Below are 26,949 nucleotides of genomic sequence, written 5' to 3' on the forward strand. Positions count from 1 at the left end.
TGCGCACGACAATCTGCGCGGCAATCATTACTTCGCCGCGACACTGACTCGCCATCCAGATTGCCGCGCCTTCCCATCCAGATCGACGCGCTACAGTCGGCGCCGAACGGCCTTGAGCTCGGCGATCAGGTCTTCATCGGATTTCAGCATTATCGACTCCTCTGCTGGTCAAATAACCGCAGAGGTCGCAAAGAAGTAATCCGGAGCAAAGCCGCTATTGAATCAGCGGAATTCCTCAATATTCTCGCGTCGAACCCGGCATTCCTTCACATTACCACCACCTCGCGATTAGCCTGCAAGCTGACTGCTACAATGGTTTTAAACCGTTGTTCGACCCGCACAAGAAGGTACTGCCGATCACACCGGCGGTTTGCCTGACCCATGCGCGGGGCTTCTTCGAGCTGTCCGACATCGAGAAAAACGCCCGGGAAGGCCAGAAGGGCAAACCCATCTCTCCGATCGCGCCGGAGGCGGTCAGAGGCCTCGATGCGTTGTTCGAGATCGAGCGCGCCATTAACGGCCGCGGCACCGACGACCGGCGCGCCGTGCCCAGGAAAAAGAGCAAGCCGCTTCTCGAGGACATGCACGGCTGGTTGCTGCGTGAGCGCAAAAACCTCTCGCGCTCTTCCGAGATCCTGAAACCGATCAGCTACATGCTCAGGCGCTGGAACGACTTCGCCCGCTTCCTCGATGATGGCTGAATCTGCTTGACCGACAATTGTTCTGAGCTGCGCATTGAGAGGTATCGCATTGGGAAGGCGCAACTGGACCTTCGCCGGCAGCCAGCGTGGCGCCTACCGTGTCGCCATCATGCTGACGATGATCACGACCTGTCTCCTTAACGACGTCGATCCCAAGGCCTGGCTCGCCGACGTTCTCGCCCGCATCGCCTATCTGCCTACCTCGCGTCTGCACGAACTGCTATCCTGTGAATGGAAACGCCTGCGCCAAGCCGCCGACCCGCCGATCAGCAGGCGCCGCAATGACCCGCCATCATAGAACCCACCGTGCCCACGCGCATGCGTCAATCAGCCGGTCTTCGTCGTAGGCATACCATTGACACAGAGTTACGCGAAATCCATTGGATGGCGATATTGTCGGATCTTTGGTGGGTACTGCGCCAAGGAACGACCGGGATATCCCATCGGACCGATCATTAGATCGCGAAGCGGACGTCGGCTTCGCTTTCTCAAGACGGTCGGCGACTGCTTCGATAATATAGAAGGTTCTGGTTGCAGAACTCGGCGCAGACATAGAAGCTCACATCGGCTTACAAAACTCAGCAGCCGATAGGCGATCGCTCACCCACTCCACCAGACCGGGCCTCTTTGCCACTTACTGTTCTTGAAGAGCATCGCCCGTTTGTGTCGCACCAAGCTAATGTACCGATGCGTGTGCACGCATACGTCACTGATCGGATAGCTCGCGGAGCTCTTGGCTGCGGGCGACGCCGCACACTCGCGCTCATCTTCCAGGCGGTCGAGCATTCTGCGACGGCGCATGGCATCAGATCATCGACTCATCGACTGCGAGATGCTTAGGGCCCGTCCGGGTCTCAGCACGGGACAGCAATGTGACGAAGTCAACGGTGCACTGACAGTCGAAATGCGTGCAGTTTGTTATCGAACGTCCGGTCGTTGTCAGAGCCGCCGTCCTTGCACCAAATCCGTTGGTGATAAGCAACAAAGTGCACAGAGGCAACTACCAGTGTTAGCAATTGATCCAGATGATCGAAGCATGCCACAGATGACCGATGAGCGTCGGGCTAATCAAGCGACGCTAGCAGCGTGTTCGGATGCAAAACTGCGATCTATTTTCGTCGACCGCCCCGATCGACGTGCTGAGACATCGCCCGCAGAAATGCTGCGCGATTATCTTTACTGCGATCTGGTCGGCATTGCCGCCAGTGAGATCGCGTAGCGACATCCAAGCGGTCCGGTTCGCCTTCGCAAGCTCGACAATCAGTTCACGAGGCGCGCGCATGTTGGCGCAACGGATTTCCTTGCTTTCGGGTTCGGGCACTACGGCTGCGACCGGCTCGGTCGTCGAGCTAGCTAAAGATCATTCCGTCATCCCTTCTACGCGCACCAGCCGACCATTGAAGGATAAGCCAAAGGCCTCTTCAACGCAATCGAGCCGACGCGCATCCGCGGCACTGGATCTCGCGAACAGTTGGTGCCGACGCTCGGACTTGCGGTGGAGAGAGTACTGGGTTCCTCGACCATGGGGACGACCAGGGTTGCACTTAAAATCGAGCCATCTTCGTCGTCTGGCGTGGCAGAGTTCGAACAGAGCTTTGATCGATATGCCAATGTCATTCATGCGGTGGTCGTTCCAGCTGCGATGTGTTGGCCGAATATGGAGATTCCAGCTTGGTCCGCGACGTAGTTCGAACAAGCTGTACTCGTGTAAACGCCAGGCCGGACAATTGAAATATTCATCAAAAACAATAATTGTCCCAGGCCGAATTTGGGGAGCCAAATTGTTGAAAATCGTCATGGTAGAGCTGTAAAGATCACAATCCACGTGTAGTAGTCTAATAGGTTCCGAATGCTCAGCGACGAATCCTGGCAGAGTGTCTTCGAAGAGTCCGTTGATGAGCGACACGTTCTTTCGGACTGCCGGAACATCCCCAGCAAAAGCTCCCTTTGGGACATCCGATCTCCAAGTCTCGGGCAACCCCTTGAACCAATCGAACCCGAAGATCTGACGTTCCGGATTTAAGGCGGCGAGATGGTTGATTGTTCTCCCGCTTGCAACACCGAACTCAAGTGTAAGTCCATCGATGGTGGCCCAGTTGTTCGCGCTGGTCATAAGATCAAATTTAGTCGCAAACCGAGGGCAAGCGAGCATGTGATCAAGGTAGTATTGGGCTGCATCAAATCCCGCCACGAATTTTGCGAGACGAAGGACGTTGAATGAGCCGTACCTTCCGCCAAGAAACCCATCGCGAATTGCCTCGACTATCTCAGTTACGTTCACGTATTGATGGGTCATACTAGGCCAATCTCCTTCCTTGCGTAAGATGGAATGCGCCATCACGCCGTCCTTGCGGTTCTCTAACTGGACGCAGTTAGTCGCGGGCGTTGTCCAAAAATCCATTCTGGTTCGAATGTTTGTTGATCAGAGCGGCACTAATCCCGATACGGAACCGGCAACAAATCCGGCGGATACTGCGGGGTGGCACCCGGTGCGATGACGGCATCATGCCTTTCGGACAAAGCCTTCCAAGACCATCTAGTTCGCGCCAGCAGAAGATACGAATATATTGGCTTCGTTCCTGACCATCAGCAAGTTTGTGTAAAAGTTACGGCGTAGGCAGCAATTCTCGACTGTCGCGAAGAGCATATTTTGGAAAACAACGGCGCGCTTGGCACCTCGTCTCCGTACGAAGGCCTTCTCGATCCGACGGGGTAAGGTCTGCCCGTGTTCGGAGCACGAGCTCAGTTGCACGAGTTGTGAACGGCACCCTTTTCTGGACCGCCAGCTTCACGTCATCCTCGATAACCTCAACACCCAGAAGAACGAGCGCTGGCTCAAGGCCCACCCCAATGTGCAACTTCATTTCACGCCGACAAGCGCAGCGCGTCCTGGCTCAATCAGGTCGGGATTTGGTCCTCGATCCTGCTGGGGCAGTCACTCAGCGGCGCTCCTTCACGAGCCTCAAACAGCTCGAGCAGCACATCAATGCCTAGATCAAAGCCTACAACGACAAAGCTCAGCCCTTCGTCTGGACCAAGAAAAAGGTCCGTGAACGCCGATTCAAAGGTCGCCTTATCCCTCAACTATGATTCCGGGTACTAGCAGGCTGCTGAAAAATGGGACTTGAAGTGCGATTTTCCTGATGTGCGGGGCGAGGATGAGCCAATCGATGGGTGGTAAAGAGCGCCGTACGCGCAGTTTTCGCTCATGTTTGACGTTCCAGACAGACTCATCCCGTTGCTGACAGCATCTTCGGAATACGAACGAGATTGTAGGTTACGGCGGTGAGCACGAAGAACCACTCGACCAAGCCTCGGCCACGATGCCGGGTCTTTCGCATGCGATAGCCGGGATGCCGGGTCGTGCGCGTCGATCGCCGAGCGGCGGATGGTGTCGTTCTGCGAGACATGCGGCGTGCAGCCGCGCTCGCGGCAACAACCGGCGACAAAGTCGGCGGTGTCATAGTTCTTGTCGGCCCACGGTGCTGCCCGGCTTTGGCGTTGCCTCGATCATGTCGAGAGCGGTCGTTCGCTCACCCGGGCCTCGGTGAGGCGCGCATCGACGATCGGCCGGTTGCGGTTCTCCATCATCAGATGCCCCATGTGGCAGAGCTTGGCCTCCTTGCCAGCGCCCTTGCGAAACAAGCGGGCGTCGGGGTCGGTCGTCGAAGAATGCGTGTCGTTCTTGCGCTTCTCGCCATGGAAGTCGCGCTCGACATTGCGTCCCTGACCGCTGCCCGATTGCTTGCCAGATGGTGGATCGCCGCCATCCTTCGGCACGAAGCTCTTCATGCTGGCCCAGGCTTCGATCGGCGTGCCATCGACGGAGAAGTGCTCACTGGACAACAGCCCACGCACCTGCGGCAGGTTCAACACGGTGACAAAGAACTTAGCCGCGATGTCGCCGTCGAGCAGCCGATCCCGGCTCTTGCAGAACACGGTCGCATCCCACACCTGATCGTCCATCGACAGACCGACGAACCAGCGGAACAACAGATTGTAGTCGAGCTGCTCCATCAACTGCCGTTCCGATCGCACCGTGTAGAACGCCTGCAGCAGCAGCGCCCGCAACAGCCGCTCCGGCGGAATCGACGGTCGGCCATGGCGGGCGTACAGCCTGGCAAAGTCGCGCGACAGATCCTTCAGCGCCGGGTCGGCCAAGTCGCGGATCGCACGCAGCGGATGATCCGCTGGAACGCTCTTCTCCAACAGCACGTAACTGAATATGCCTTCCGACCGCCGATCTGCCCCGCGCATCGCATCCCCCAGCCCAAAGGAATTCAGACACATGGCGGATTCGTCCGCTGCAGACGCACCATTTTGCCGTCCCGCTTGGCGCCGACCAACTCCGCTATGTAGTCGTGAGCCGCTTCGAACGCCATCTTGCGGATGATCCACTGTTCGTCGTGATTGTAGACCTGATCGATTCCGCTAGGCTTTTGCCCAACACACAGCCGCTGGATTTCGTTGTCGTAGCCACAGCGTGACATGATGGTGCGCAAGCTGCGCCCTACGTCTTGAATGGTGAACTTGGCGGCGCTCGCTTCCTTGACCAAGCGGTTGACCATCTTGGTGAAGCCGGACATCTGGCCGCCCGTCTTTGGTGACGGGAAGACATGATCGGAGGTTGCCCGCTGGAAATGCTTCGCGGCCGTGAGCACCTCGTCAACCAGATGAGTGCGCGGCACATCGTGGTGCAGCCCCATCTTGGTCCACGCTGCATCGAAGGTGATCCGGTCGTCCATGATGTGCTTCCGCCACTCGATCATGATAGGCTCACTGCGGCGCGGGCCGCCGAGCAGGCACATGCGTGCCAGGAGACCGAAAGCCCCGAGCTTGCCGGATGCAATCCCAGACCTTGATGATTTCCTCATCGATCAGCGCGCGACCTTTCGTTCGGCGTCCGACCCTTTGCGCGCGGGTTTCATTGGACGCGCGATAGCCGGCGAGCACGTTGTGCTCGACATAGCCCTCGCCGACGCACCATTCGAGCAAGGTATGCACGTGCTTGCGCAGGTCCTTGGCTGCACCCCGCTTGCCGGTCTTGGCAATCTTGTCGACCGCAGCCATGATTTGCCGTCGCGTCAGGTCCCCCACGCCGCTCTCGGCGTAATCCTTGAGCCCGCGCCGCAGCGCCGACATTGCTGGCTTCACGTTCGGTCAAGGAGGTCTGGCAGGGACCATCTTCAACAATGAGGGCCGCGAGCGTGGTGCGCTGCTTCTCGGCTGCCTGTTGCCCCTCGCCTCGCGTTTCGCGTCATTCGGGTCCAAGCCCTTGACCACCTTGCCTGCGGCGATGGTGGCGGCCTTGCGCGCGGCCTTCTCATTATATTTGGGCCACGCGCCGAGGGTCTTGCGCTGGATCCCCCTTGTATCTGCACGGCAGCATTTTGTGCGATGGAAGCGACTTAGCGCCTTGGCCGGTGGCCACCGGCCAAGGCGCGTGGCGATGTCGCCCGTCACCCCTCCGGCTACAACCGTGGGCGAGCTCTGGGATCTTCGCCATGTCACGTACGACCGAACAGTCGCTTGGTTTCCAATCGCATGGACAAGGCAGGTTACCGTGAAGAAGACGATTTGTGGAGTGGACGTTTCGAAAGCTAAGCTCGATGTCTGCATCGAACCCGTTCATCGGCTTGCAAGCTTCAATAACGACACGGCGGGCATTGCAGAACTGGCCGCGTTCTGCCGTGAACGTGCCGTCACACTGGTGGTCATGGAGGCCAGTGGCGGTTATGAGCGACGAGCATTCGTCGAACGGTGGGAGAATGGGATCAGTTGCGCGCTGACCAACCCTCGTAATGTCCGCCGCTATGCCGAGGCGATGGGCATTCTGGAGAAGACCGACCGGATCGATTCTTCTGTCATTGCCCGCTTCGCTCATGCCAAGAACTTGGCTCCGACCCCGCTGCCGAGCCAGGCCCAGCAGCGCTTTAAGGCCTGGTTGCAAGGCTCCGGCAGGTCACCGACGACCTTACGGTGCAAAAGCAGCGCCGCGCCAGCGTGCTCGATAACGCGGAAATGCGATCGAGCATCGACGAGGTGATCGCTCTGCTGAAGCGGCAGTCCCGCAAGCTCGAGGGGGAGATCGCCTCCATGATCGACGACGATCTACTCTGGGCAAAACTCGCCGAGACCTGGCGCGAGACGAAAGGCGTCGCCGGTCGCACCGTCGCGCGGCTGCATGCCGATGTGCCGGAGATCGGCACCCTGTCCAACAAAGCCATTGCCAAGCTGGTCGGTCTCGCCCCACTCGCCAACGACAGTGGCAAGCGCAAAGGCCAACGTCACACCCGCGGCGGGCGTGCCGGCGTCCGCTCGATCCTGTTCCTCGTTGCGGCCACCGTCGCCCGCTAAGACAAAATCCTCGCCGACTTCCGCGCAAGGCTCGTCGCTGCTGGAAAGGAAAAAATGGTCATCCGCATCGCGCTCGCCCGCAAGCTCCTCGTCCGCCTCAATACCAAAGCACGCGACGCGCGAGCCTCTTACGCCAATGCAACTTGACAATCGAGATAGTCGCTCACCCCCGGCTTGGTGAAGAGGTAGACCCAGGTCCGGCCGCCGGTGGCGCGCATACGCAAGGCGAGGCCGGGCAGCTTGTCGTCGTGGAGATAATGCTGCGCCTTACCCGGCGGCAGCGTTGCGTTGCGGATCACCGCATCGGTGAGTGTCAGCTGGTTGGCTGGCTCCGTCATGCTTCCTTCCCTCTCTGTGCCCCGGTGTGCCCCGCAAGAACGGCGGTCAGGCCTCCAACAGAACCGGGCCTCGGACCTTCCCTTGTGTGCCCGCGCACCAAGGGAAAATCCACGGCGGGCACAACGGGGGCATACAAAATGTAGCAAGGCCACCTATGGGCTCTTATGGCCGCACAGGGCGATAACCACTATCAACTAAAGGAATTTTTACATCTCAACCATGGCCGGATTTGGTTGGCTTGAGCCTACAGATTGCGGTTCAGCCGGAACGGGTAAATGATGCCGTCGGTGGCTGGGATGTTCGTGGAACGCGACTGACCACTGTCTGGCGAGTCGCTGGGACAACGCACGAGCAACGTCGGTCGGCCCCCCAGGGACAAAATGTCGATGACGCGTTGTCGAAGGTCTTGGACCCGATCGCGGCGCTCGACCGGACCAGCGACGTCGTCCTTATTGGCGCGATCCTTGCTGCAGTTCTATATCAGTCACCCACAAGGGGCATTGCCGCCCTGGTCCGATGCTTTATCGCGCTGCAGAATGTCGACAGCGCGCTGTATGCCGAGTTTCAGGCGCTTTTCAACCAGAGCCCCATTCCGTTCGTTGACGCCGTTGAGAAAGCGGCGCTGACGGAAAGTGTGACCTCCACTCTATCTTAGCTTGTCTAAGTTATCCATGACTCACGCGGATAGCCCGAGTGCTCAGCCGCCTCAAGTAAAGCCATCCACCGTTGGCTGAGATGTATTCAACCGCCCCGGAGCGGATGATGACGATTGCACCCGATGGTGAGGAAGAAAGAGCGCACGAAGCGCCGCGCGAAACGCGAAAGCGAAATTGCAGAGGCCACGGCAGCGTTCGGCGACGTCGAGCGTGGGCTGCTCGCTAAAATGACTCGGGAGGAACGCGGCGATTACAGCAACTTGAATCATCTCGCTTTCCAGTTCCTCGCTGGACATCCCCTGACGGAATATGCGGAGAGTCTCCGAAATTGGGCTTTTGCCAACGCCCTGAACGGTGGCTTCCGAGATCACCACGATGAATTCCATCACCTCGTTCGGCTCAATCTCGTCGATTGGAAGGCCACCCGCCTAGCGATCTTGGAGGCCTGCAAGATCTTTCGGATGCAGGGCCTATCTAGGACCGGCCGCTGGGCTCTCGCCTACCTGCTCCACGCCACGGGCGAGAGTTCCGAAGCTGTAGAGGCTAATCAACTAGTCGAAGACCTTACGAAGAATAGAGAAAAGCGCGACGGTTGGCGCCTGATCGAAACCTTCTGTGCGACCGATCTTTGCAACCCCTCCTATCCGCGGCCGGCCAACATCGATGTTACGGTAGAAAAATATGCTGCCCCTTGATGTTTCAGCTCTGAAGGAACACACCGGGCAAGGAAGAAACGACCACTTCTTTGACATGGCGCGGCCCGGTTTGGCTCGTTTCAGGCCCGATGCGGCGCTCGAAACAATGCGACGCTTTGCTGATCAGAGCCTATCCAGACAGATTGTCGATTTTCGCACGGCCCCCTTCTTTATCGAACCGCACACCATCGGGTTGAGAGATTCTGTCGCCCCAGCTTTCGTGACGAAAGCTGCCGGAATTGCGACCGATGCGCTGGCAGGCGATAAGAACAATGAAACATATATCGCTAGTATGCACTTCTAATTGCACTTGCGCATACGCACTACTAGAGCTGGCATTTGTATGGCTGGTGAAAAACGCAAATCAGCTGCCGGTAGAGGAAATCGAACGAGAGTACAGGCGAGCCTTGCTCAAGAAGTTCTGGGCACACAAAGCTTGGCGCTTGGTAGGCAGCGAAAGTGAGAGTAACGGCGACTAAGCGTCCATGGATCAGTTTGACTATAAACTACTCGAAGCCATCGCCGCGATTTGTCTAGAAACGGATGTGAAGACAGCGCCTTCCCTCTGGCAGCCCATATTTGATCTCGGGCCCAAAGGGCACTATGAGATCGGACACTTTTTCTCATGTTTTTTCAGTCATCTCTCGGAGACGACCGACACCGCTGCCTTCGTTGCGCATTGGCGGCCCACGAAGCTATTCTCGCCGGGCGGGGATGGACCGGCCGTTCATACAATCAGCAACGCTTTGAACGAGAAGCGCTCGGTTTCGGCCTGGAAGAGACTTTAGTACGTCCAACGCAAGGCCCGCCGTTGGTGGAATCTCTACGCGACCATTATCAGTCCTGGGCAGAAATGCGGCTTGCAGGCGATGAGGATAACGTCGCCGGCTTCTGTTCTTTCCTATCTACTCGTGCCGGCAAGCCGCTTCGCTTCAGAGCGCTCGTTTGGATTGCCGACGAGTTGCGAGGCCACTCCGAGGTGCGCTCATGGCATCGTGATCGAACATCAGCGGCCTTCGTAGATTTTTTGGGTACCGTGCTTACAGAGGATGGCACAGCGGCGGTTGCGACGGCGAACACGAAGGAAGCGCTCATGGACCTCGTTGGGCTGGCTGTATCGGGCCAACTGACGGCGGCGTCGGCACTTCAGGACCGGTTGAAGGCCCTGCTGTAACTGGTTCGATTTGTCTGAGGTATTATTGAAAGCACCAGCCTTGCCAGCGCACAAGCCAGATAAACGACAGGCTCGCTGCGGAATGCAGCACAACAGACAGCATGGACGTCGGCCCTCCATCCGGATTTCGCATGACAGATCGAATAAGCTGATGGAGCATTCTGATTTCGCGATGGACTAGCAACGACAAGGAAGCATAATGCTGCTTTTCGTCGCGACTTCGCCAGCAATCATATATGCACTGAAGCAATCGAGAGTGCCGATGGAAGCAGCGCTGGTGATACCGATGACGAAATGGAAAACAGGATCCGGATTGAAGGTCCCGCAAGCGAACCCGTCAGTCCGTGTTTCCTCGACATGCACCTTGCGGCCTACGAGAGGCCGATGGGCCTCGCGCAGAGATATCATCAGAGCGCGATCGGCAGAGACAGACGATCCTTCTGGAGGCGGCGGTGAACGACTTTGGCATAGACATCAATTGCAAATCGGATCGATGGTCGATCACCTTCGATCTCGAGAAGATTGACAAGTTCAAGGCTGCGCACGGCGCTGATCGGTTCATCGAACTAGGATGTCGCTACGTCGAAGAGCGCTGCGATGAGCTCGGCCTCGTCGACGACCTCTGGCTCTGGCTTGACGCAGTCTGCGCCAACGCGAGAGCTAACTGACAAGAAGCTTGGTCCCGTGATAGACTAAAGATAAAATAGTCTGGCGAAGGAAAAGACACGTTCGGCGAGAGCGCCGTCGACGGGAGCGGCTCTGAGGCGCCTTCTTCAGGCGATGTTTGTCCGACCGTTCTACCAAGAGCAGTTCTGCCGGCGCCGCTGTCGATTTCGGGACAGATCGATTGGCATTGTCGAGGCGATCGATCGTCTCCTGCATCAAGGGCCGGCCAAGCCGTACGCGCCGCTCGACCTGCTCGGCCAAGGACTTGAAACGCTCATGGCCGAGCCGGCACGCGTCCCGCTGCTGTGATTGCGCCATGGGTGCCGTCACGGTGAGGTGATAGCGCGCATGCAGTGCGACCGTCTCGGCGATGATCGCGATCTCGACCTCCAGCCGGCCCCTTCTGGCCGTTTATCTGCTCCAGAGCCTCATGAATCAGACCTTCGATCGGCGGCGCAGGATCCAGGAACGTTCCAGAGCCGTCTCGACGACCATGCTTTGCCCAAGCCCGGACCGTCAGTCGCAGCCTCAAGTCGTTCCGTGCTAAGCCTACGCGGCGCTTTTGCCATCTGTCGTCTGAAAGGATGCGTCTGTTCGTATGCCTCCGGGGTTAAATAGTCGAGCGCCGAATGCAGCCGCTGCTGGCTGTAGATAGCTGGGATGAAGACTCCGATCCGTTTGTGCGCATCGGCGGCGTCCTTGTAGGTGAGGCCCTGCACTTCTTCCGTATCCCTCCGGCGGAGGCCGCCTTGTGTAGTTTGCGTGGCAGCCTGAGGATCTCGATCGCGATATCGCCGCTCCATGTTCACGTAGCGTAGACAGACGCGCAAGCGTAAGCGCCAGCTTGGTGGCTTTCTCCCCGAAAGTGCCGCACACCATCGCATTTTGCGTCGGCAATTGTCGAGTTAGTCGATGCTCGTCATCCAACTGTAGCAATGCAGGTTTTGAAGTTATCCGCCCAACATATTTTGCACAAAAACGTTTGTGCCGGAGGTAAAGGCGATGGCATCCGTCTCAATCGACTGCATCGATAAAAATTTTGGCGCGACATCTGTCTTGCGTGGTGTTTCGCTGTCCACAGCGGATGGCGAGCTTCTGACGCTCTTGGGGCCATCGGGGTGCGGGAAATCGACGCTGCTACGTATCCTGGCGGGGCTCGAGGTGCAGGACCGGGGCTCGATTTCGATTGGCGAACGTGTGGTGGACCGCCTCAGGCCGAAGCGGCGGGACGTGTCCACGGTGCTCCAGTCCTACGCGCGCTATCCGCACATGACGGTCTCATCCAACATCGCGCTGCCGCTCCGAATACGCCGGCTCTCGGCCGGGATGGTTCTCATTGGCTTGCTTCTGCCACATCAGCTGCTCTCGCTGCCTCTCTTTGTTCTCGGCTACCAGCTCGGCATCCTCAAAACCTATGCCGCGCTCATCTTCCCTTATGTGGTCTCGCCGTTTGGCATCTTCCTGTTGCGGCAATTCTTCCAGGCCCTTCCTGACGACGTGGTCCACGCCGCCGGCCTCGACGGTCTCTCCGAAATCGCCATCGTCTGGTGCATCATGGCGCCGATGGCACTGCGAGCCGTCATAGCCTTCGGTATCTTCTCGGTAGTCCCGCACTGGAACAGCCTGTTCTGGCCGCTAATTGCAGTGCGCGACCAGTCCCTCAAGCCGCCGCCGCTCGGCATCATGGCCTTCAAGGACGAGGAGGCCGGCAACGACTACGGCCCTCTGATGGCGGCATCCACCATCGTCGTCGCTCCGCTCGTCATCGCTTTTCTTGCCGCTCAGAAGTGGTTTGTCGAAGGTATGACCGTGGGAGCCGTCAAATAAACCATGAACAGGACAGCTACAATGAAGCCGAGCCGTCGATATTTCGTCAAAAGGCTTGCTATCGGTCTCGCCGCCATCCCAGCAACTTCCGCAATCTTCACGACGGAAGCACAGGCGGCCCCCGTGACGTTGAAGGTATCCCATTCGTGGCCAAATCGAACCGACTTCCTGCAGCGGATGCGGGCCGGCTTCAACGGTGCACAGACGGGCATCCAGATCGATTATGTTGCAAGAGGAGATAACTGGCAGCCACTTTTTCAGGCGACACTGCGAGATTCGCTTATAGGTCAGCTTCCAGACGTGACCCATCAATTGATCAACTATACGAGACTTTATTCCGAGAAGCGGATTGCTCAGCCGATCGACGGCATACCAGAGGGACAGGGCTTCGTCTCGTCATCTGGCATCTCAAACGCTCTTATCCAAGCCGCATCGGCAAACGGCCGCGTCTATGCCGTACCCTACGGTCTGACTATCCCTATCGTATTCTACAACATGAGCCTTCTCGAGAAAGCGGGTTGGAAGCAAGATCGTCCCCCTCAAACCTGGGAAGAGATTATCGATGCGGCGGCGAAGGTCTCCGCTCTCGCCGGAAATATCAATGGCGGCTACTTGGAGTTCGAAGCGTCCAACAACTGGATGTTCCAAAACGTGCTGACCGGTCTCGGTGGATGCATGCAAGACGAGAGTGGCGGTATCGGCTTCGATAACCAACTTGGTATTGAGGCCATGCGGATCATTGGCGACTTCGCCAAGGCAGCGAATACGGTCGCGATGACGCGTAACCAGGCGCGCCAAGCATTCAATGCAGGAACGATGGGCGTTCTGATCCGCACCGCCAGCGGTATCCCGTCGATCATGAAGGCCGCGCAGTCCAATAATTTCAGGTTCGATGTGGGCGCATTTCCCGTTCTGGCGGGAAAAGGCAAACTTTCCGCGGTTTCTCACGGAATATTCGTTCTCACGAAAGATCCCGCCCGGCAAAAGGCTGCACTTCAGTACATCAAGTGGGCTTGCGGACCTGAAGGGCAGGCGCCGGAAGCAGAATACGCCGGCTATCTTCCAGCCAATTCAAAAGCCCTGAATGACAGCGATTCCAACTACAGCAAGTCCAATCCATACGTCGGCAAACTAGCCAAATCGCTGTCGGAGGCCGCAGATTGGTACACCTACCCGGTAGCCAACACCGATCAAATCTTTGATGCTCAGATCGAGGTGGTCAGACGAGTCGTCACCGGAAAAGCCGACGCGGCTTCAGCAATCGCTATGATGTCAGCCGAAACTCGCAAGCTTTTGAAATAGCCCGGCCGGACCGTAGGGCCATGCCCGTGGCCTCACATTCATCCAGCCGTGATCGCCGTCCATCAGTATCCGCCACGCATCTGGGCACGACATTCCTAGAACCCACAACTGAATCACACGAGGCCACTATGAAGACTGCGCTACAAACCACTCAGATTGACTCAAAGAAAGAGCCGGGAGCTCTCTTGGCTCCCGTTCCTATGACGGGCAACCTCCCGCCGCGTGTCGCCGACACGTTTGACCACGAGTATCGTGGGGCCATGCAAAGTCTCCTTGAGACAAGACAGCCTATGGACTGGATCGGACTCCACCAGTTCTTAGGATCTCGGGAGGATCGTGAGGCCGGCGCCAAGTTTGTAACGCGTCGCCTTTCCATGAGCCCTGATCCGGACAGAGTTGTTCTGTCCCACTCGACACAAGCAATTTTAACCGTTCTCTGCGGCGCACTCGTGGGAATGAATGGCGTTCTGGCAGTCGAGGAATTGACCTATCCTGCGATGGCGAAATTCGCCAAGCAGATGGGCTTCAACCTTGTCGGCGTAAAACTGGACGAGCACGGGATGCTGCCCGACGCGTTCGAGAAAGTATGCAAAGAGCATAAGCCGCGAGCACTCTATACCCTGCCAACCTTGCAAAACCCGACGACCGGCATCTTGGGCCTAGAGCGTAGGAAGAACATAGTGGCAATCGCTAGAAAACACGGCGTGGTGATATTCGAGGATGATATCTATTCGCTTTTGCCGGAGGATATGCCCCCGCCACTAGCCGAACTCGCGCCAGACATCACTTACTACATTCTCGGCACGTCCAAATCGATCGGCGCAGGTCTTAAAGCAGCCTATCTGGTCACACCGAGAGAAACTGATCCGGCTCGATTGTTCTGGCCGGGTAGCGGCATGACTTACTGGATGATCGCGCCCGCCAATGCCGGAGTCGCAACGGAGCTCATCCACAATGGTGGCGCAGACAGAATCATCTCGGCTGTCCGCGACGAGACCCGCGCGCGACAAAAAATGGTACGTGAAACGCTGGAAGGCGCGTGTTTCCGGACGTCACCGGAATGTCTGCACGTGTGGATGGAAGTTCCTGCCAATCGGGGCCTCTCTGATTTCGTTGAGGACTGCAAGCGTCGCGGTGCGGAAGTTGGCCCTGCAACTACGTTTCTGATTGCCGGCGGCGAAGCCCCCCATCGCATTCGATTTGGAACTGGCAAGGCAAGAGATCGGACCATGCTTCAGCGTGGCCTTGATGCGATCGCAGGCGCCTGTTTCTCCTAAGCGAAGATATCGTCAACATCTGGTTCTGCCGCCGCGATTCGGTCGCGGCGGACCTATCGGACCATGGCACATGAGGCCCGGTACCACGACGCAGGAGCAAGCGTGAAGATCATCGGTATTGAAACAGTGCGGCTCCGCTCGCGCACGACCGTAATATGGGTCCGGGTGCACACCGACGACGGATTGGTAGGATTAGGCGAAACCTGGTTCGGCTGCGCTGCAGTTGAAGCGGACATTCATGAACGGATAGCCCCCGCGCTGCTGGGGCGCGACTCTTCGGTCATTGAGACGCTAAATCGGCAAATGCGGCCCTATGTCGGTTTCGCAGGGACCAGCGCCGAGATGCGGGCGCTTTCGGCGGTGGACATCGCCTTATGGGACCTCGCCGGCAAGCGCGCACGCCAGCCCCTCTATGCGCTGTTCGGCGGCGCGGCGCGCGACCGTATTCCGGACTATAACACCTGCGCCGGCCCAGAATATCTTGCCGCATCGTCCGACGTCCGACCGCAGAATTTCGGTTTGACAGACGCCAGCGAACGGACCAGCCATGTGTTTGACGACCTTAACGGGTTCATGAAAAGGCCGGAGGCGGTCGCTGCTGAGTTGCTAGAAATGGGTATATCGGCGATGAAGATCTGGCCATTCGACTTCGCCGAGGGCGCCAGCGATGGCCTCGATATATCCACGGCGGATCTCAAAATCGCGCTCGCACCGTTCGCACGGATCCGCAAGGAACATCGCGAGGCAATGCGGATCAAGGCGGAGCTACATGGGCTCTGGAGTCCCGCCGCCGCCCGAAAAATCTGCGCCGCGCTCGACGATTACGAAGTTGATTGGATTGAGGACCCGATCTGGATGGATCAGCTAGACCACCTGCCGGCGATAGCGTCGGCGACGCGCGCGCCAGTCGCCGCTGGAGAGACACTAGGTGGGGCCGGCCAGTTTCGCGAGCTTATGCAACGTGGCGTATCGGTGCCGATCATCGACCCGAGTTGGGGTGGTGGCATCACTGTCGCACGCAAAGTTGCGTCACTCGCCGAGGCTACTGCGCGGCCGATTGCCTTCCACGACTGTTCTGGGCCGGTAACGCTAGCGGCCTGCGCTCACCTCGCAATTGCTTGTCCGAATGTAAGAGAGCAAGAGATCGCGCGTGGCTTCTACTTCGGCTGGTACCGCGACTATGTTGATGCGCCGACGACGCTTGAAAACGGCTTCCTGCTGCCTTCTGCCGGTCCCGGCCTTGGACTGGAGCTCGTTGCGGACCTTTTTAAAGGTGACGACGCAATCGTACGCACCAGCAATGCGGCTCCGATGTTGGCAAAGCTGGTTGATGATCGTGTCGATCACGGAAGCGGCTGATCTGGCTCTCGGGAAGGCCGTAGAAACGGACGCGGAGAGACGTGGTCGCGATAGCCGAGGCCAATCAGTGTCCTCAGCTTTCTTCTGAGCGAATGGACGAGGTACCGTTAGCTGAAGACGTAGACGTGCTTGCCGGACGGGAATGAACGCCCGCGCACGAGTGCGCGAGCAGCGTGATTTCGCTAGCTCCGTTCTCCCGAACGCATCGGCTGCTTGAGCATGTGGCAAACAATGCGATGACACGCGCGTTGATGCGCTTGGGATCTAGTGTCCATATCGCGCGAGCTTGTCTGGACACTTTCGATCTGTCCCACACGCAACCGGCCGATATGATTAACAGTCGATTGCCGCTTCCACGATCTGCCGTACGCATCGCTAGCGTTTGTAGTGATAGTCTTCTTCATGACGTTGCTTTCCTTTACGTGAGCCGGGACCTCGAGCTTGACGGCGCAAGGCGCGCAACGCCGCTCACCCTATATCAAAACTCTCGGGGAAACCCCTAATACAGGAGCTAACAAATGCAGGTCGTGGTCCTCGGAGCTGGAGCGGTCGGGTGCTACTATGGGGGGCTGCTCGCTAGAGCAGGTCATGACGTGACGTTCATCGGCAGATCGGCCCATGTCGATGCGATCAACACGCATGGCCTTCTCTTAGCTACGCAAGTCTTCAAAGGGTACGTGCGCGCCAAGGCCGCTATGGACATGAGCTTGCTCAGTCCGCCAGACTTGGTTCTCGTCTGTGTGAAATCGGGTGATACTGAGGAAGCCGGTCGGATGTTGGCGAACCGCTTACGCTCCGAAACGTCAGTTCTCAGTTTTCAGAATGGTGTCGACAATCCACAGCGCTTCAGCGCCGTTACGGGCCACCCTGCCATCCCCGCCGTGGTCTATGTCGGCACCGAAATGGCCGGTCCTGGCCACGTCAAGCACAACGGAGGCGGGACGCTAGTTATCGGCGCATCTCCCAAGAGCGAGATATTGGCGGAAACGTTGACGGCAGCCGAAATCCAGACGAGGATTGCAGACGATATTGAAAGCATCCAGTGGAGCAAGCTGGCGACGAACTGCGCTTATAACGCACTTTCTGCCGTTGCTTGCATCGCTTATGGACCGATGTCACAGGTCGAAGGCACGAAGGATGTCGTGATCAGCGCGGCGCAAGTCTTGATGGTCGCCCGTGCCTGTGGCGTATCGATGCCAGAAGACGTGCTGGAGCAGATAATGAAAATTCCCGCAGCGATGCCCAACCAGATGTCATCGACCGCGCAGGACCTCGCGCGCGGTAAGACAAGCGAAATAGACTTCCTGAACGGTTACATCGTGCGGAAAGGCGCAGAGCTAGGCATTCCGACTCCGACCAATCATGCCCTCCAGGTGACCGTGAAACTGGCGGAACACAGTAATGCGGCGTCTTGGAGGTCTGTTCGAAGAGTTGTGTAGGGCATAGCGCGTGGAAAGCTATGCTGTATCGGACGTCCTCCATGTCTGGCGCGAGAATATCGCTCTTCCGAAAGCTAGGAGTTTTGTTGAGAACTCTGAGGTGATTGTTCCTTGAGACATCCGTGAGCAACTGCGGCGTCTCGTTCGGTGCTCCTTAGATACGTGCCCGATCGGGCGCGAAGTCAACTAAGAGGCCGGCAAGCGCTTTTAGCGAGAGTCACGTTCGGCGCGACAAAGATCCTGTTGGTCCGCTATTGCAGCCGACGGCCCTGTTGCCGTCGCTGACTGTAGCTCCGCCGATGCGAGCGAGCGTAAGTGATCGTCTCGCAGTAGAAGATGTGTGGATCGAATGAAGTCGACAGCCTGGTGCTCAAGCGCCGCGCAGAGTTGTACGGTGACGCGGTGGCCCATTGGCGCCCCGGTCGCGCTTAGTTCAGGAGCGATTTCCGCTAAATGGGCAACCAGTACGTCGACCGCATCGTCACGTCACGCCACTACATCGACACTTCTGACACAGTTCTGCTGCGGTAGCTTGACGTCATGAGCAGCTCCTGTGGCAATTGAGTGTGCCGAAAACGGCTTCGAGACGTTGCACCTCGTCGCGAAGCTCAATGAGATGAGCCACGGTGGCTCTCGCACCGCGGGCCCCGACAAAGAAGAAATGGCCGCCCGGTAGATGTCTGGTGAGACGCCGTGGCACATCGACGACACAGGCTCGCAGCCGTACCCAGTCATGGATAGGAAGTCGGGATGGTGCCAGCTTGGGCAGGACGTTGTGCAGCAGGCTCTTGACCGTAATGCTGCCCCAGACCGCCTCATCCGCCAAAGCATGTCGATAGTCCCGCGCATCCACCGGAACGATCGCCGCGCAAATCGGATAGTCATCGCCAGAAAATGAGCGGGCCCCGCGAAGGGCGCGAGAAACGTCTTGCGGCGGTTCTCCTTCGAAAAACGGGTCCAGCTCGGGTCCCCACAGTCCTACGGGTACATTCGAGCGATAAAAATCCTGGAAGACTTGCGGCTCGATGACGCTGTGGCCTTCCAATTCCGCGATAGCGAAGAGCTCATCCAGCCAGCGCTCGTCTCTCGTCGAACCATCCCTGGTTGCAGTCGAGATGTTCCAAAATCCATTCGACAAAAGGCTCTCGGGTGGCGTCGACCCGCCGTCAATCCGGGGGAATGGCGGAGTTGCGCAGAAGGAGACGAAGTATTGAAGCGCGTGTTCCCGGAGCCGCAACGCTCGGGTCAGGGCAAAAGCGAGCCTGCCGCCCATGCTCCAACCACAGGCGATGATCGGACGCTTGCTGCCTTCGCCAACGGTCTCCGTTACAAGTGCTGCCAGCGTCGACGCCCAGGCCTCTAGACCGAGGTCCGCCTTTGGCGTTGTGAATACCGGATGGTCTCCAGGATATGTCGCCGTGAGCAGGCCCCAACCTTGTCTATCGAGCCAATAGTCCAGGAAATCCTTCTCGTTGCCTCCTGGATGACCGTAGGCGACGCGCGCTAGGACGCCACCACCCGTAAGGAAAAGCACGAGCGGCTTCTTGACGTCACCGGGTCTGCAATATGCCAAGAGCGGCACGCTTTCGATCTTCGAGCAGTACTCGGCTGGGAAAAGAGCAGATCGATCCTGGATAGACTGGTGCTGGGAATTCATACAGGGCCTCGCATTCGAGCAGTGGTGTTAGGCATGTTTGTCCGGGCGATAGAATCAAGCTCGCGCTCGAACACCCGACGATCCCGCACCGTGCTGGTGCCGAACCGGATACCGTTCGGCACCTCATCCTTGCCGTAAGAGTGGTTGCCGGTTGCGGTGATCTCGATCCCACGGGAGCGAACCCGTGCTACGAGCTCGCGCGCGGTTGACTGGCCGAAAGCTTCAACCGGATGCCTGCTCCCCATATTTGCTCTTCCATTCGGTGTGGACGCCGGCGGACTTCCTACCACCCCTCCATAGTCACGGCATTGAATCTGCGATGCCGCAGCCGCTCCGCGATTGGCAGCAGATTGCCGCTCCGGTCGGGCAAGAGCCCGTGCTATTGGGGCTGTCAGTGGAACACGCTGCAATTGTTGTTGCCAGTGCGGCCAAAGGCCTATTTCCAATGGAGATGAAGTCATCGCGGAAAGCTCGGCCCTAGAGCAGCTTTCGTGTCTGTTGGGCCATTGCTGCCAGTGCTCGTTTCGGCTCCGACCGTCGAGTGACTACCTTGCGCATCTCATCGGCCATCATGTCTACGATCTTCACCGTATTGTCGGTAGGAAAGGAAAACTGATCGCCGGTGATGGGCAGGCGCTCCACAACGGACCGGTGATAGGGATTCGCAGCGAAATACCGCTCAAGGAACTTCGGGTCATTCAGGGTGATCATGTTGATGGGCAGGTATCCGGTATGCTTGGCTAGAATGGCTTGACCATCGGCCCCCGCCGCGAAGCTGATGAAGTCCCAGACGCGCTTCTGACGAACTGGATCCTTGGCGAACATGAAGAAGCCGTGACCGGCTCCGATAAGCCGTCCATTCGGATTTGGGAGGGGCAATTGGCCTACCTGCAATTCGAATTGACCAGACGCCGCCTTCGCGACCGAATTGATGCCGCTGGCCGTTCGAATATGCACGCCGCTAATTCCAGAGTTGAAGGCCTGCCGGGCCTGATCCAGCGTCACATCGAAATTGGTCTGGCCGAACTTCGCCAAGATCTCGAGCGTCTGCAGTCCTTCAGGCCCATCAAATGCAATATCGGTCTGCTCGGGGTTCATCATGCGCCCGCCAAGCGTTCCAAGAATGTTTTGAAACATCCATGCATTTCCGGATGTATACTCGATATATCCGCCGTTGACGTTTCCGCCGAGGGAAGCCACCTTCTTTCCAATTTCGACAATCTCGTCCCAAGCCTTCGGCAGCTCAGCGTCCGAGAACCCCGCCCGTTTCAAAAGGTTCATATTGTAGTAAACGACCGGAATCGTTGTTCCGAAGGGCAGTGAATAGTTCTTTCCATCTACCAGCGTTGCATCGATCAATGGGCGGGAGAGTCCCATCGTCGCAAGCTTTTCGACGTCTCCGGAAACTTTATCGAGCGGTTGTGAGATTCCGCGCTTTGCGAGTATCCGCGCATAGGTAAGTGACTGCCACGTACCATCCGGCAAATCGCCGACGAGCGCTCCGCGAAAGGTGCTTTGCAAGAGCGGGTCCCAGTTGTCGCCGTTTGCGATGAATTCGACTTGCGTCTCCGGATGCTTCCCGGAGAAATTCTGTCCCAACTCGGCCAGCATCTTCGCATACGGCGGCGCGCCGTGGCTGATCGTCAGCTTGATGTTATTGGCGGCGCGGCTGATTGCTGGGATTGCTAGTGCCCCGATTGCGGATGCACCTGTCAGAAGCAAAGCTCTACGTGTAGCGCGCATCGAGTAAATCCCCTGAGAGCTTATCTAATCCCACCGACAGTCAGCTCCCTGACAATCAAGGAAAGCTACGACCGGATGGAGATCAGCCAGCTTGAAATCCGGTCAACACTGGCTCCCCCGCACATGTCATCCAATGTGATGTCCTCAAGCCAACTATGCCGGTGAGGCTTAGAACATAGCTTTTGCTTTGAGCAGCTTTTGCTTGTTCTGGTAGTCAGCCGCGACTGCATCCTTCCGTCTGCGGCTTTCGGCAACTATCTCGTTGTAGAATTCAACAGCTTCTGGATCAAAATCCCGGCGCGGACGTGGCTCGGCGATAAAGTTCCGATGCTTGTCAGTTCCGCGAACCAAGGTCGCGCTATCCCTAAACCCGCTCGTCTGACCAACGTGGGCAGCGACGTATCTAAGGGTGATCCCCAAACGCCGCGTATCGGAGAAATTCGGCTTTGAGCCATGAATCAGCATGGTGTGATGAAGAGATATCTGGCCAGGTCGAAGCTCTAAATCGACAGCCTGAGCTTCATCGACATTAACCTCGATATCCTGGCCTCGGCTCAATAAATTGTCCTTATTGTCGGTGTCCCTATGCGGCAATTGGCCTTGATGGTGGCTGCCGGGGATCACTCTCATGCATCCATTCTCGCGGTCGCTGCGCGTCAACGCCACCCATGCGGTAACAACGGTCGGTTCGGAAAGACCCCAATACGTTGCATCCTGATGCCACGTTACAAAGCTCGGATCGTGAGGTTTCTTATCAAAGTGGCCGGTTGACCACCCCAAGATGTCTGGCCCAAGCACATCCTCCACCGCATCCAAGATCCTCGAATTTCTCATAAGATCATTCATCCACATCATCAGCAGATGCGCCTTCATCTTCGATCGTGCCCACAGGTCTGGCTCGCGACTTTCGAGATCTTCCATGCGCGCAAGGAATTCTGCAGCCTCTTCGACCGAAAGAGCGTCAATCGGGCACACGTACCCTTCTGAGCGATATTGCTCAACCTGGGCTTCACTCAGCATTTTGGGCATTTTTCTCTCCTTGCAGCCAGCATCGAATGCTTTGATTAAATGAAACCGCGCTTGGCATTTCGGTCTCCAGATACGAGCGCGCGGATCAGCTGACCCAAGCACCCGAGAGGTAGCAGGCGCCATCCACATGTATGCGGCGAAGCACCTGCGCGTAGGCACCAAGGTGCGCGTCAAAGACGTCTTCGCGAATCGAGGGACCATCCTTGGCTGCTGGCGCGATGAGTTCGCCGAGCACCCGTCCGGTCATACTCTGCGACGCAGCCACACCGAGCAGCTGTAGGATGGTCGGGGCCACGTCACAGATGCCGGACCGCACCGCCGAGACGGAACCTGCTGCAGGGAAGGCAGAGCCGGCGACGATGCCCACGGCCGCCAGTTCCTTGGGGTGCAGCCCGCCATGGACGCCGAGGCCCGTGCGACGATCATTGTCATAGAAGGTGCCACCTGCGAGGCCGAAGGGGTCGACGGTATCGTCGGCGCGGAAGGAAAAAGCGACGTCAGGCGCACGGACATGATCAGCGAAGACGAGGCGGTTTGAGAGGCTCCCGGGGGCAATGCCGTTGACCTCGTCCTTAGCGCGGGTGAACACTGGCCCGCACCACGGCTCGGACGTAATGGTCGCAACCAAACGGGCAATGTTCGCCTCATCCGGATCGACAAGATAGAGTGCGCCGACCTGGCCCGGCACTACCACCACGTCAATATCGGGAGCGGGTGCGACGCCGGGTCTGAAGCCGGCCGCACGCAGGCTGTCGGCCACCGATACACGCGTATGGCCGGTGATATGGCCGTGATCCGAGATCGCGACAATCTGAACGCCGGCCTGTCTTCCCTCCGCTTCCCACCAGTCGAGCACACGGCCGAACTGTTGATCGCAATGGGCGATGATGGATCGCGTCGCCTCCGCGCCCGTGCCGTGGAAATGCGAGGTGACGTCAGGTTCGCCATAAGAAAGGATAGTGACATCGGGACGATATTTCGGCCAGACGACGTCGAGGAATGCCGACGTGATCCAGTCCTGCCCGATGCGGTCCGGCTCAGTCCTGGGCGGGGCCGGCGTCAATGGGTTGATATGTGCTTCAATCTCGGCGAGCACATCGTTCGGCGTGCAGGCTTCGCGGAAATGACCGGAGAGGCGCACATGGCCGAGATCCTCTGCCTTATGGTGGAAGAGCCGGGTCGTTCCGGGCGTATTCGTGGCGAGGACAGCGAGGCTCCGCCCGCTAGCCGCCAAGATCTCGCCGAGCGAGGGCGCCGAATAAAGCCGCCCGCCGCTCTCGACGTCGAGCCGGCGCAACAGAACTGCGTCTGAAGTATCGATGTAGCGCGCCGGGGTAACGGCGCGATCGACGTATTTGTTACCGACCATGCCGTGCCGGTCCGGGGTGGCGCCGGTGACAAGACTGGGGAAAGCCGAACGGGTCTCGCTCGGATAGACCGTGCAATGGTTAGCAAGCGTCAACCCGGCCGCCTTCAGGCGCCAAAGGTTGGGAGTCAGTTCCGGGTCAATCAAGTCCGGACGTAGGCCGTCGAAGCTGACGATAAGAATGCGGCGCTTGGAATCAAACATCGTTTTCATTCTACCCTAAGCAATCGATGGGTGCTCGGAAGTGGCGGCTCAGTACGAAAAACACCGATTAGCTCCATAGCAAAGCCTGCCCTTCATATTCGTTGCCGGCATCAGAAAGACGCCCCGCCCTTCGCCGTTGTGCGAGCAACAGCAGGCCATGAGCACCATGTCGAAGGAGCAGATCGCAAAAACCAAAGCTTCGCGAGCGCATTCGAATGGTTCAATCAACGCGGATGCCATAGCCCTTACTTCCACTGAAACCTTGGCCGAGCACCGTTTAGTCGTGTTCGCGCTGTGCGAGACGTTAGACATTTGGATTGCTACAGTCGGATGACACTCATCGAATAGTTTGATGCTAACTGGCACATCATGCGATGAAGTATGGTGCTCCGAGGGAGAATGATGTTGGAAGAGGACTTGTTACCGCTCTAATGCAATGCGCACCTTTGTGAAAATCGCTCAAACACAGCGAGATGCTAGCGGTAAAGGGCCTATGCTCGACCCCGGTCCGCACCGAAACCATCGACGATGAACTGGCGGCGTTTCATTCGGCTAGCAAGATAACGACGGTGTCGGACGACACGCGGAATACGATTAGCTTGGCGACGGAGGCTATCCGGAACGGTGTGATCAGCGACCCTGTTGACTTCAAGCCGCGCGCAGTCGTCATCTCCGCCAGTCTTTCCACGCAGAGACCGGAATATCTGTAGCCGTCGTCCGCGAGTCCAAGTTCCTAATATTTGCCTCGATGCATTTGAAGCGTTTAAGGCGGACGCGGAAGGCGTGCACGTCGATCTATGCACTCTCGATCCTCGTGCGCCACGCATGAGGGCCGAGGGCTATTCAAGGGCCTCCCCTCCTCAATTTGCATTGGGCTCTACCAATCTCTCGTCGTTTAGCTCGATGAATCATGTGCGCCATCTCTCGCGGTGACCCGCGCGTTCGCACGAAGGCGACATCATGGCCTTCGCACAGCGCTATCAACCAACCTATGGCGTGCAGTTCCCTGCGGAATCGGTCCGTACCCAACAAGCAGGCGCCGCTTTATGAACTTCTACCACCGGAGAAGTCGCAGGCATCGAGATCGACTTGACGTCGTTGGCTCGAGTCAGGAAAGCGCCAGAAGCGCTTCAGCCTGTTCCAGCAATTGCTCCAAAAGGCCAGATCTGCCGGCAGAGTCCGGCACGCGGCCGCATAGGCCTCGACCGAGACGGAGTGTTCTCCCTTGCCGGAGGCGCCCTCAATCAGATCGAACGTAGTGGTGAGGTTGTTAGTGCTGACTTGAGAGTTTGCGCACTCGCAAAGATGGTGCGGAGACTACCTGGAGGGTGGCACATTGAGTGACGGCTCTTCACCTCGCGACATCGCCTTCTACACGGAGCCTCACGCATCATCGTATCTTACGGGATCAATCATCGAATTATTCGATGGGCGTCATCCCTCTGTTGCGATCTGAATGCGATGGATCGCGCGTCAAGAGGCGTCTACTTTTCAGGGGGTACTATGCGAGTTGAGACAAGCAGCACCGATCTTTCCAGTGCACACGTTCCACAAGATCATCAGATGAAGCTGCTACACGCAGCCGAAGATTCTGTTTTCGGTTTTCAACCAACTACAAAACAAAGGGGGCTTGTCATCGCATTGTCCCTCGCTGCAAGTCTCGTCGCAGGCTCGGCACTGGCACAAAGTGCCAACGCGACTAACCCAAACAGCGACACTCCGGATGCGGTTACTAAGGGAACAATTCAAAAGAAGAAGGACCCGGTCGCAAAGGTCAAAAACCTTCGTGAAATGCGGGCCGCAAGTCTCGTCGCCAAGTCAGCACCGGCACAAACGGCCAATACGCATAACCCAAGAAGTGGTGCTCCAGATCAAGTTGTCAAAGCAAACAATCAAAAGCTCACCGACCCATACGCAAAATTCCAAAACCTTCGTGAGAGGGGATTGCAGCTCAACATACCCGCTCCAGCCGATACGGTTACTCAGGATAAAGGCGGCGTAAGATCTGCACTGGCAGACGTCGGGATCGGGTATATCGGCTGGACACAAAACACATTCACAAACAATCTTCTACCGGACGCGGCCAAAAGCACCATCGCCAAACAACTGTACAACGGCCAGAATCCAACGTTTAACACCGGAACCTACATGATGGTGGTCTATGATCTCAGCCATTACGGGATTCCCGATGGTCAGATTATCGTAGGGACCCTGCAACAAGCTTGGACATGGCAGCCCGGAGGGCCAGACAGATGGGGTATCAATGAGATTGCCTACTATCAGACATTTTTCGACAGGAAGCTCGAACTCAAGGTCGGCTATCTCAGAAATTCAAATGAGTTCGCTGGCCTCCAGGTCGGAGGAAACGCCGGAGCAAACGTTTTCGGCCCCTCGTCGAATGTCCTCTACCAGGGCGGCATGAGCAGCAATGCTACGCCGACGCCAGCGCTCAACCTGACGTACCATTTTGATGATCGCTTATACACCAAAGCATCGTTCCAACGATCGATTAGTCCAGATGGTGTATTTACGGAAGTAACTCAAAATCCTACTGGCTTCCAGTGGACCACACCCAATTCGGGCATTCTTTTCCTTGATGAAACGGGTTACCAGACGAAAGCGGCACCGGGTCTACTCAACACGTGGCTGCGAGCCGGCATTGGCTATAATCAGAGCAACTACACGAATTTGGCGTATCCGAAGCAACCACGAGCCGATCAGAATGACTTCTACTACGTCGCTGCAGACCGGCAATTCTCGCAAATTGACGCCCAGGGCAAGGCTTCACGGGGTATCTACGGTGGGTTCACGGTAATGGGGGCTCCGCCTGACCTGAACAAGGTCACGCAGTATTATGAAGTCCGACTGTATGCAAAGGGACTTTTTGACAGCCGGCCCACCGATCAGATCGCTGTCGTCGCCACAGACACCGTCTGGAGCAACATCTCAGTGCAGACGGCCTTGGCTGCAGGAAATCACGTCCATAGCGACAGTAAGGTGATCTCGGGAACGTATACTGCGCACCTCGCGCCCGGAGTGTATCTCAACTTAGGGGTGTCATACATCAATCATCCGACAAGCATTACATACACACCGCAAACGGGACATGCTCTCAACTTCTCGGCGTCTACGTCAGTATTCTTCTAGGTCGTCAACGC

20 protein-coding genes and 5 pseudogenes are annotated in these 26,949 nt (G+C 57.6%); 17 read left to right on the forward strand and 8 right to left on the reverse strand.

Annotated elements, in window-relative coordinates:
- The 3 genes and pseudogenes from ABIB66_RS39935 to ABIB66_RS39945 form a co-directional block, all read left to right on the forward strand.
- Window positions 1-199 (forward strand): hypothetical protein (locus tag ABIB66_RS39935; protein WP_354259054.1); only part of this gene is annotated, 199 nt, incomplete at its 5' end.
- 94 nt (window positions 200-293) lie between these two features.
- A pseudogene (locus tag ABIB66_RS39940) lies at window positions 294-986 on the forward strand (IS66 family transposase); the annotation flags it as partial.
- Window positions 987-1,737: 751 nt separating this feature from the next.
- On the forward strand, window positions 1,738-1,920 hold the full coding sequence (locus tag ABIB66_RS39945) for a hypothetical protein (protein WP_354259057.1): 183 nt from the start codon (window positions 1,738-1,740) through the stop codon (window positions 1,918-1,920).
- Window positions 1,921-2,061: 141 nt separating this feature from the next.
- Here ABIB66_RS39945 and ABIB66_RS39950 read toward each other — a convergent pair whose 3' ends face one another.
- The gene (locus ABIB66_RS39950; RefSeq protein ID WP_354259059.1) at window positions 2,062-2,997 is read right to left on the reverse strand and encodes a class I SAM-dependent methyltransferase; all 936 of its coding nucleotides are present in this window, start codon (window positions 2,995-2,997) and stop codon (window positions 2,062-2,064) included.
- A 475-nt stretch (window positions 2,998-3,472) separates the two neighbouring features.
- On the opposite strand from ABIB66_RS39950, the pseudogene ABIB66_RS39955 reads away from it, so the two are divergent.
- Window positions 3,473-3,791: pseudogene (locus ABIB66_RS39955) on the forward strand (IS630 family transposase); the annotation flags it as partial.
- Between the two features lie 140 nt (window positions 3,792-3,931).
- On the opposite strand, the pseudogene ABIB66_RS39960 reads toward ABIB66_RS39955, so the two are convergent.
- Window positions 3,932-4,958, reverse strand: a pseudogene (locus ABIB66_RS39960) (IS5 family transposase).
- 23 nt (window positions 4,959-4,981) lie between these two features.
- A pseudogene (locus ABIB66_RS39965) lies at window positions 4,982-6,065 on the reverse strand (tyrosine-type recombinase/integrase).
- A gap of 199 nt (window positions 6,066-6,264) precedes the next feature.
- Between ABIB66_RS39965 and ABIB66_RS43745 the strand changes: the two are divergent.
- Window positions 6,265-7,205 (forward strand): annotated as a pseudogene (locus ABIB66_RS43745) (IS110 family RNA-guided transposase).
- Here ABIB66_RS43745 and ABIB66_RS39980 read toward each other — a convergent pair.
- Window positions 7,187-7,396, reverse strand: coding sequence for an Arm DNA-binding domain-containing protein (locus ABIB66_RS39980; RefSeq protein WP_354259067.1), 210 nt, complete (start codon window positions 7,394-7,396; stop codon window positions 7,187-7,189). The pseudogene ABIB66_RS43745 and the gene ABIB66_RS39980 overlap by 19 nt on opposite strands.
- Window positions 7,397-7,635: 239 nt before the next feature.
- Here ABIB66_RS39980 and ABIB66_RS39985 point away from each other — a divergent pair, with 239 nt between their 5' ends.
- The 11 genes from ABIB66_RS39985 (at window position 7,636) to ABIB66_RS40035 (ending at window position 17,792) form a co-directional block, all read left to right on the forward strand.
- A complete protein-coding gene (locus ABIB66_RS39985) occupies window positions 7,636-8,052 on the forward strand; it encodes a hypothetical protein (RefSeq protein ID WP_354259070.1) in 417 nt (138 codons plus the stop codon).
- Window positions 8,053-8,175: 123 nt separating this feature from the next.
- Window positions 8,176-8,748 (forward strand): hypothetical protein, encoded by a 573-nt coding sequence (locus ABIB66_RS39990; RefSeq protein WP_354259073.1) that lies wholly within the window; start codon window positions 8,176-8,178, stop codon window positions 8,746-8,748.
- The gene (locus ABIB66_RS39995) at window positions 8,735-9,052 is read left to right on the forward strand and encodes a hypothetical protein (RefSeq protein ID WP_354259076.1); all 318 of its coding nucleotides are present in this window, start codon (window positions 8,735-8,737) and stop codon (window positions 9,050-9,052) included. The genes ABIB66_RS39990 and ABIB66_RS39995 overlap by 14 nt, the downstream gene beginning before the upstream one ends.
- A 321-nt stretch (window positions 9,053-9,373) precedes the next feature.
- Window positions 9,374-9,922 carry a hypothetical protein gene (locus ABIB66_RS40000; protein WP_354259078.1) on the forward strand — a complete coding sequence of 183 codons (549 nt, stop codon included), beginning with the start codon at window positions 9,374-9,376 and terminating at the stop codon, window positions 9,920-9,922.
- 452 nt (window positions 9,923-10,374) lie between these two features.
- On the forward strand, window positions 10,375-10,590 hold the full coding sequence (locus ABIB66_RS40005; protein ID WP_354259081.1) for a hypothetical protein: 216 nt from the start codon (window positions 10,375-10,377) through the stop codon (window positions 10,588-10,590).
- A gap of 627 nt (window positions 10,591-11,217) precedes the next feature.
- The gene (locus ABIB66_RS40010; RefSeq protein WP_354259084.1) at window positions 11,218-11,406 is read left to right on the forward strand and encodes a hypothetical protein; all 189 of its coding nucleotides are present in this window, start codon (window positions 11,218-11,220) and stop codon (window positions 11,404-11,406) included.
- A 184-nt stretch (window positions 11,407-11,590) separates the two neighbouring features.
- Window positions 11,591-12,415 (forward strand): ATP-binding cassette domain-containing protein, encoded by an 825-nt coding sequence (locus tag ABIB66_RS40015; protein ID WP_354259086.1) that lies wholly within the window; start codon window positions 11,591-11,593, stop codon window positions 12,413-12,415.
- A gap of 21 nt (window positions 12,416-12,436) precedes the next feature.
- Window positions 12,437-13,717 carry an extracellular solute-binding protein gene (locus ABIB66_RS40020; RefSeq protein ID WP_354259089.1) on the forward strand — a complete coding sequence of 427 codons (1,281 nt, stop codon included), beginning with the start codon at window positions 12,437-12,439 and terminating at the stop codon, window positions 13,715-13,717.
- Between the two features lie 128 nt (window positions 13,718-13,845).
- Window positions 13,846-14,994, forward strand: a complete 1,149-nt coding sequence (locus ABIB66_RS40025) for an aminotransferase-like domain-containing protein (protein WP_354259092.1) — start codon at window positions 13,846-13,848, stop codon at window positions 14,992-14,994.
- Between the two features lie 102 nt (window positions 14,995-15,096).
- On the forward strand, window positions 15,097-16,353 hold the full coding sequence (locus tag ABIB66_RS40030; RefSeq protein WP_354259095.1) for a mandelate racemase/muconate lactonizing enzyme family protein: 1,257 nt from the start codon (window positions 15,097-15,099) through the stop codon (window positions 16,351-16,353).
- A gap of 518 nt (window positions 16,354-16,871) precedes the next feature.
- Window positions 16,872-17,792 carry a ketopantoate reductase family protein gene (locus ABIB66_RS40035; protein ID WP_354259098.1) on the forward strand — a complete coding sequence of 307 codons (921 nt, stop codon included), beginning with the start codon at window positions 16,872-16,874 and terminating at the stop codon, window positions 17,790-17,792.
- A gap of 538 nt (window positions 17,793-18,330) precedes the next feature.
- On the opposite strand, the gene ABIB66_RS40040 is transcribed toward ABIB66_RS40035, so the two are convergent.
- The 4 genes from ABIB66_RS40040 to ABIB66_RS40055 form a co-directional block, all read right to left on the reverse strand.
- A complete protein-coding gene (locus ABIB66_RS40040) occupies window positions 18,331-19,449 on the reverse strand; it encodes an alpha/beta hydrolase family protein (RefSeq protein ID WP_354259101.1) in 1,119 nt (372 codons plus the stop codon).
- 477 nt (window positions 19,450-19,926) lie between these two features.
- Window positions 19,927-21,192, reverse strand: coding sequence for an extracellular solute-binding protein (locus tag ABIB66_RS40045; RefSeq protein WP_354259104.1), 1,266 nt, complete (start codon window positions 21,190-21,192; stop codon window positions 19,927-19,929).
- 168 nt (window positions 21,193-21,360) lie between these two features.
- Window positions 21,361-22,221 carry a phytanoyl-CoA dioxygenase family protein gene (locus tag ABIB66_RS40050; RefSeq protein WP_354259107.1) on the reverse strand — a complete coding sequence of 287 codons (861 nt, stop codon included), beginning with the start codon at window positions 22,219-22,221 and terminating at the stop codon, window positions 21,361-21,363.
- An 85-nt stretch (window positions 22,222-22,306) separates the two neighbouring features.
- Complete coding sequence (locus tag ABIB66_RS40055; RefSeq protein ID WP_354259110.1) at window positions 22,307-23,791, reverse strand: alkaline phosphatase family protein; 1,485 nt, start codon at window positions 23,789-23,791, stop codon at window positions 22,307-22,309.
- Between the two features lie 1,563 nt (window positions 23,792-25,354).
- On the opposite strand from ABIB66_RS40055, the gene ABIB66_RS40060 reads away from it, so the two are divergent.
- On the forward strand, window positions 25,355-26,938 hold the full coding sequence (locus ABIB66_RS40060; RefSeq protein WP_354259113.1) for a carbohydrate porin: 1,584 nt from the start codon (window positions 25,355-25,357) through the stop codon (window positions 26,936-26,938).
- Window positions 26,939-26,949: the final 11 nt, after the last annotated feature.

The sequence above is a fragment of the Bradyrhizobium sp. F1.13.3 genome (assembly GCF_040548265.1).
Taxonomy (GTDB): Bacteria; Pseudomonadota; Alphaproteobacteria; order Rhizobiales; family Xanthobacteraceae; genus Bradyrhizobium.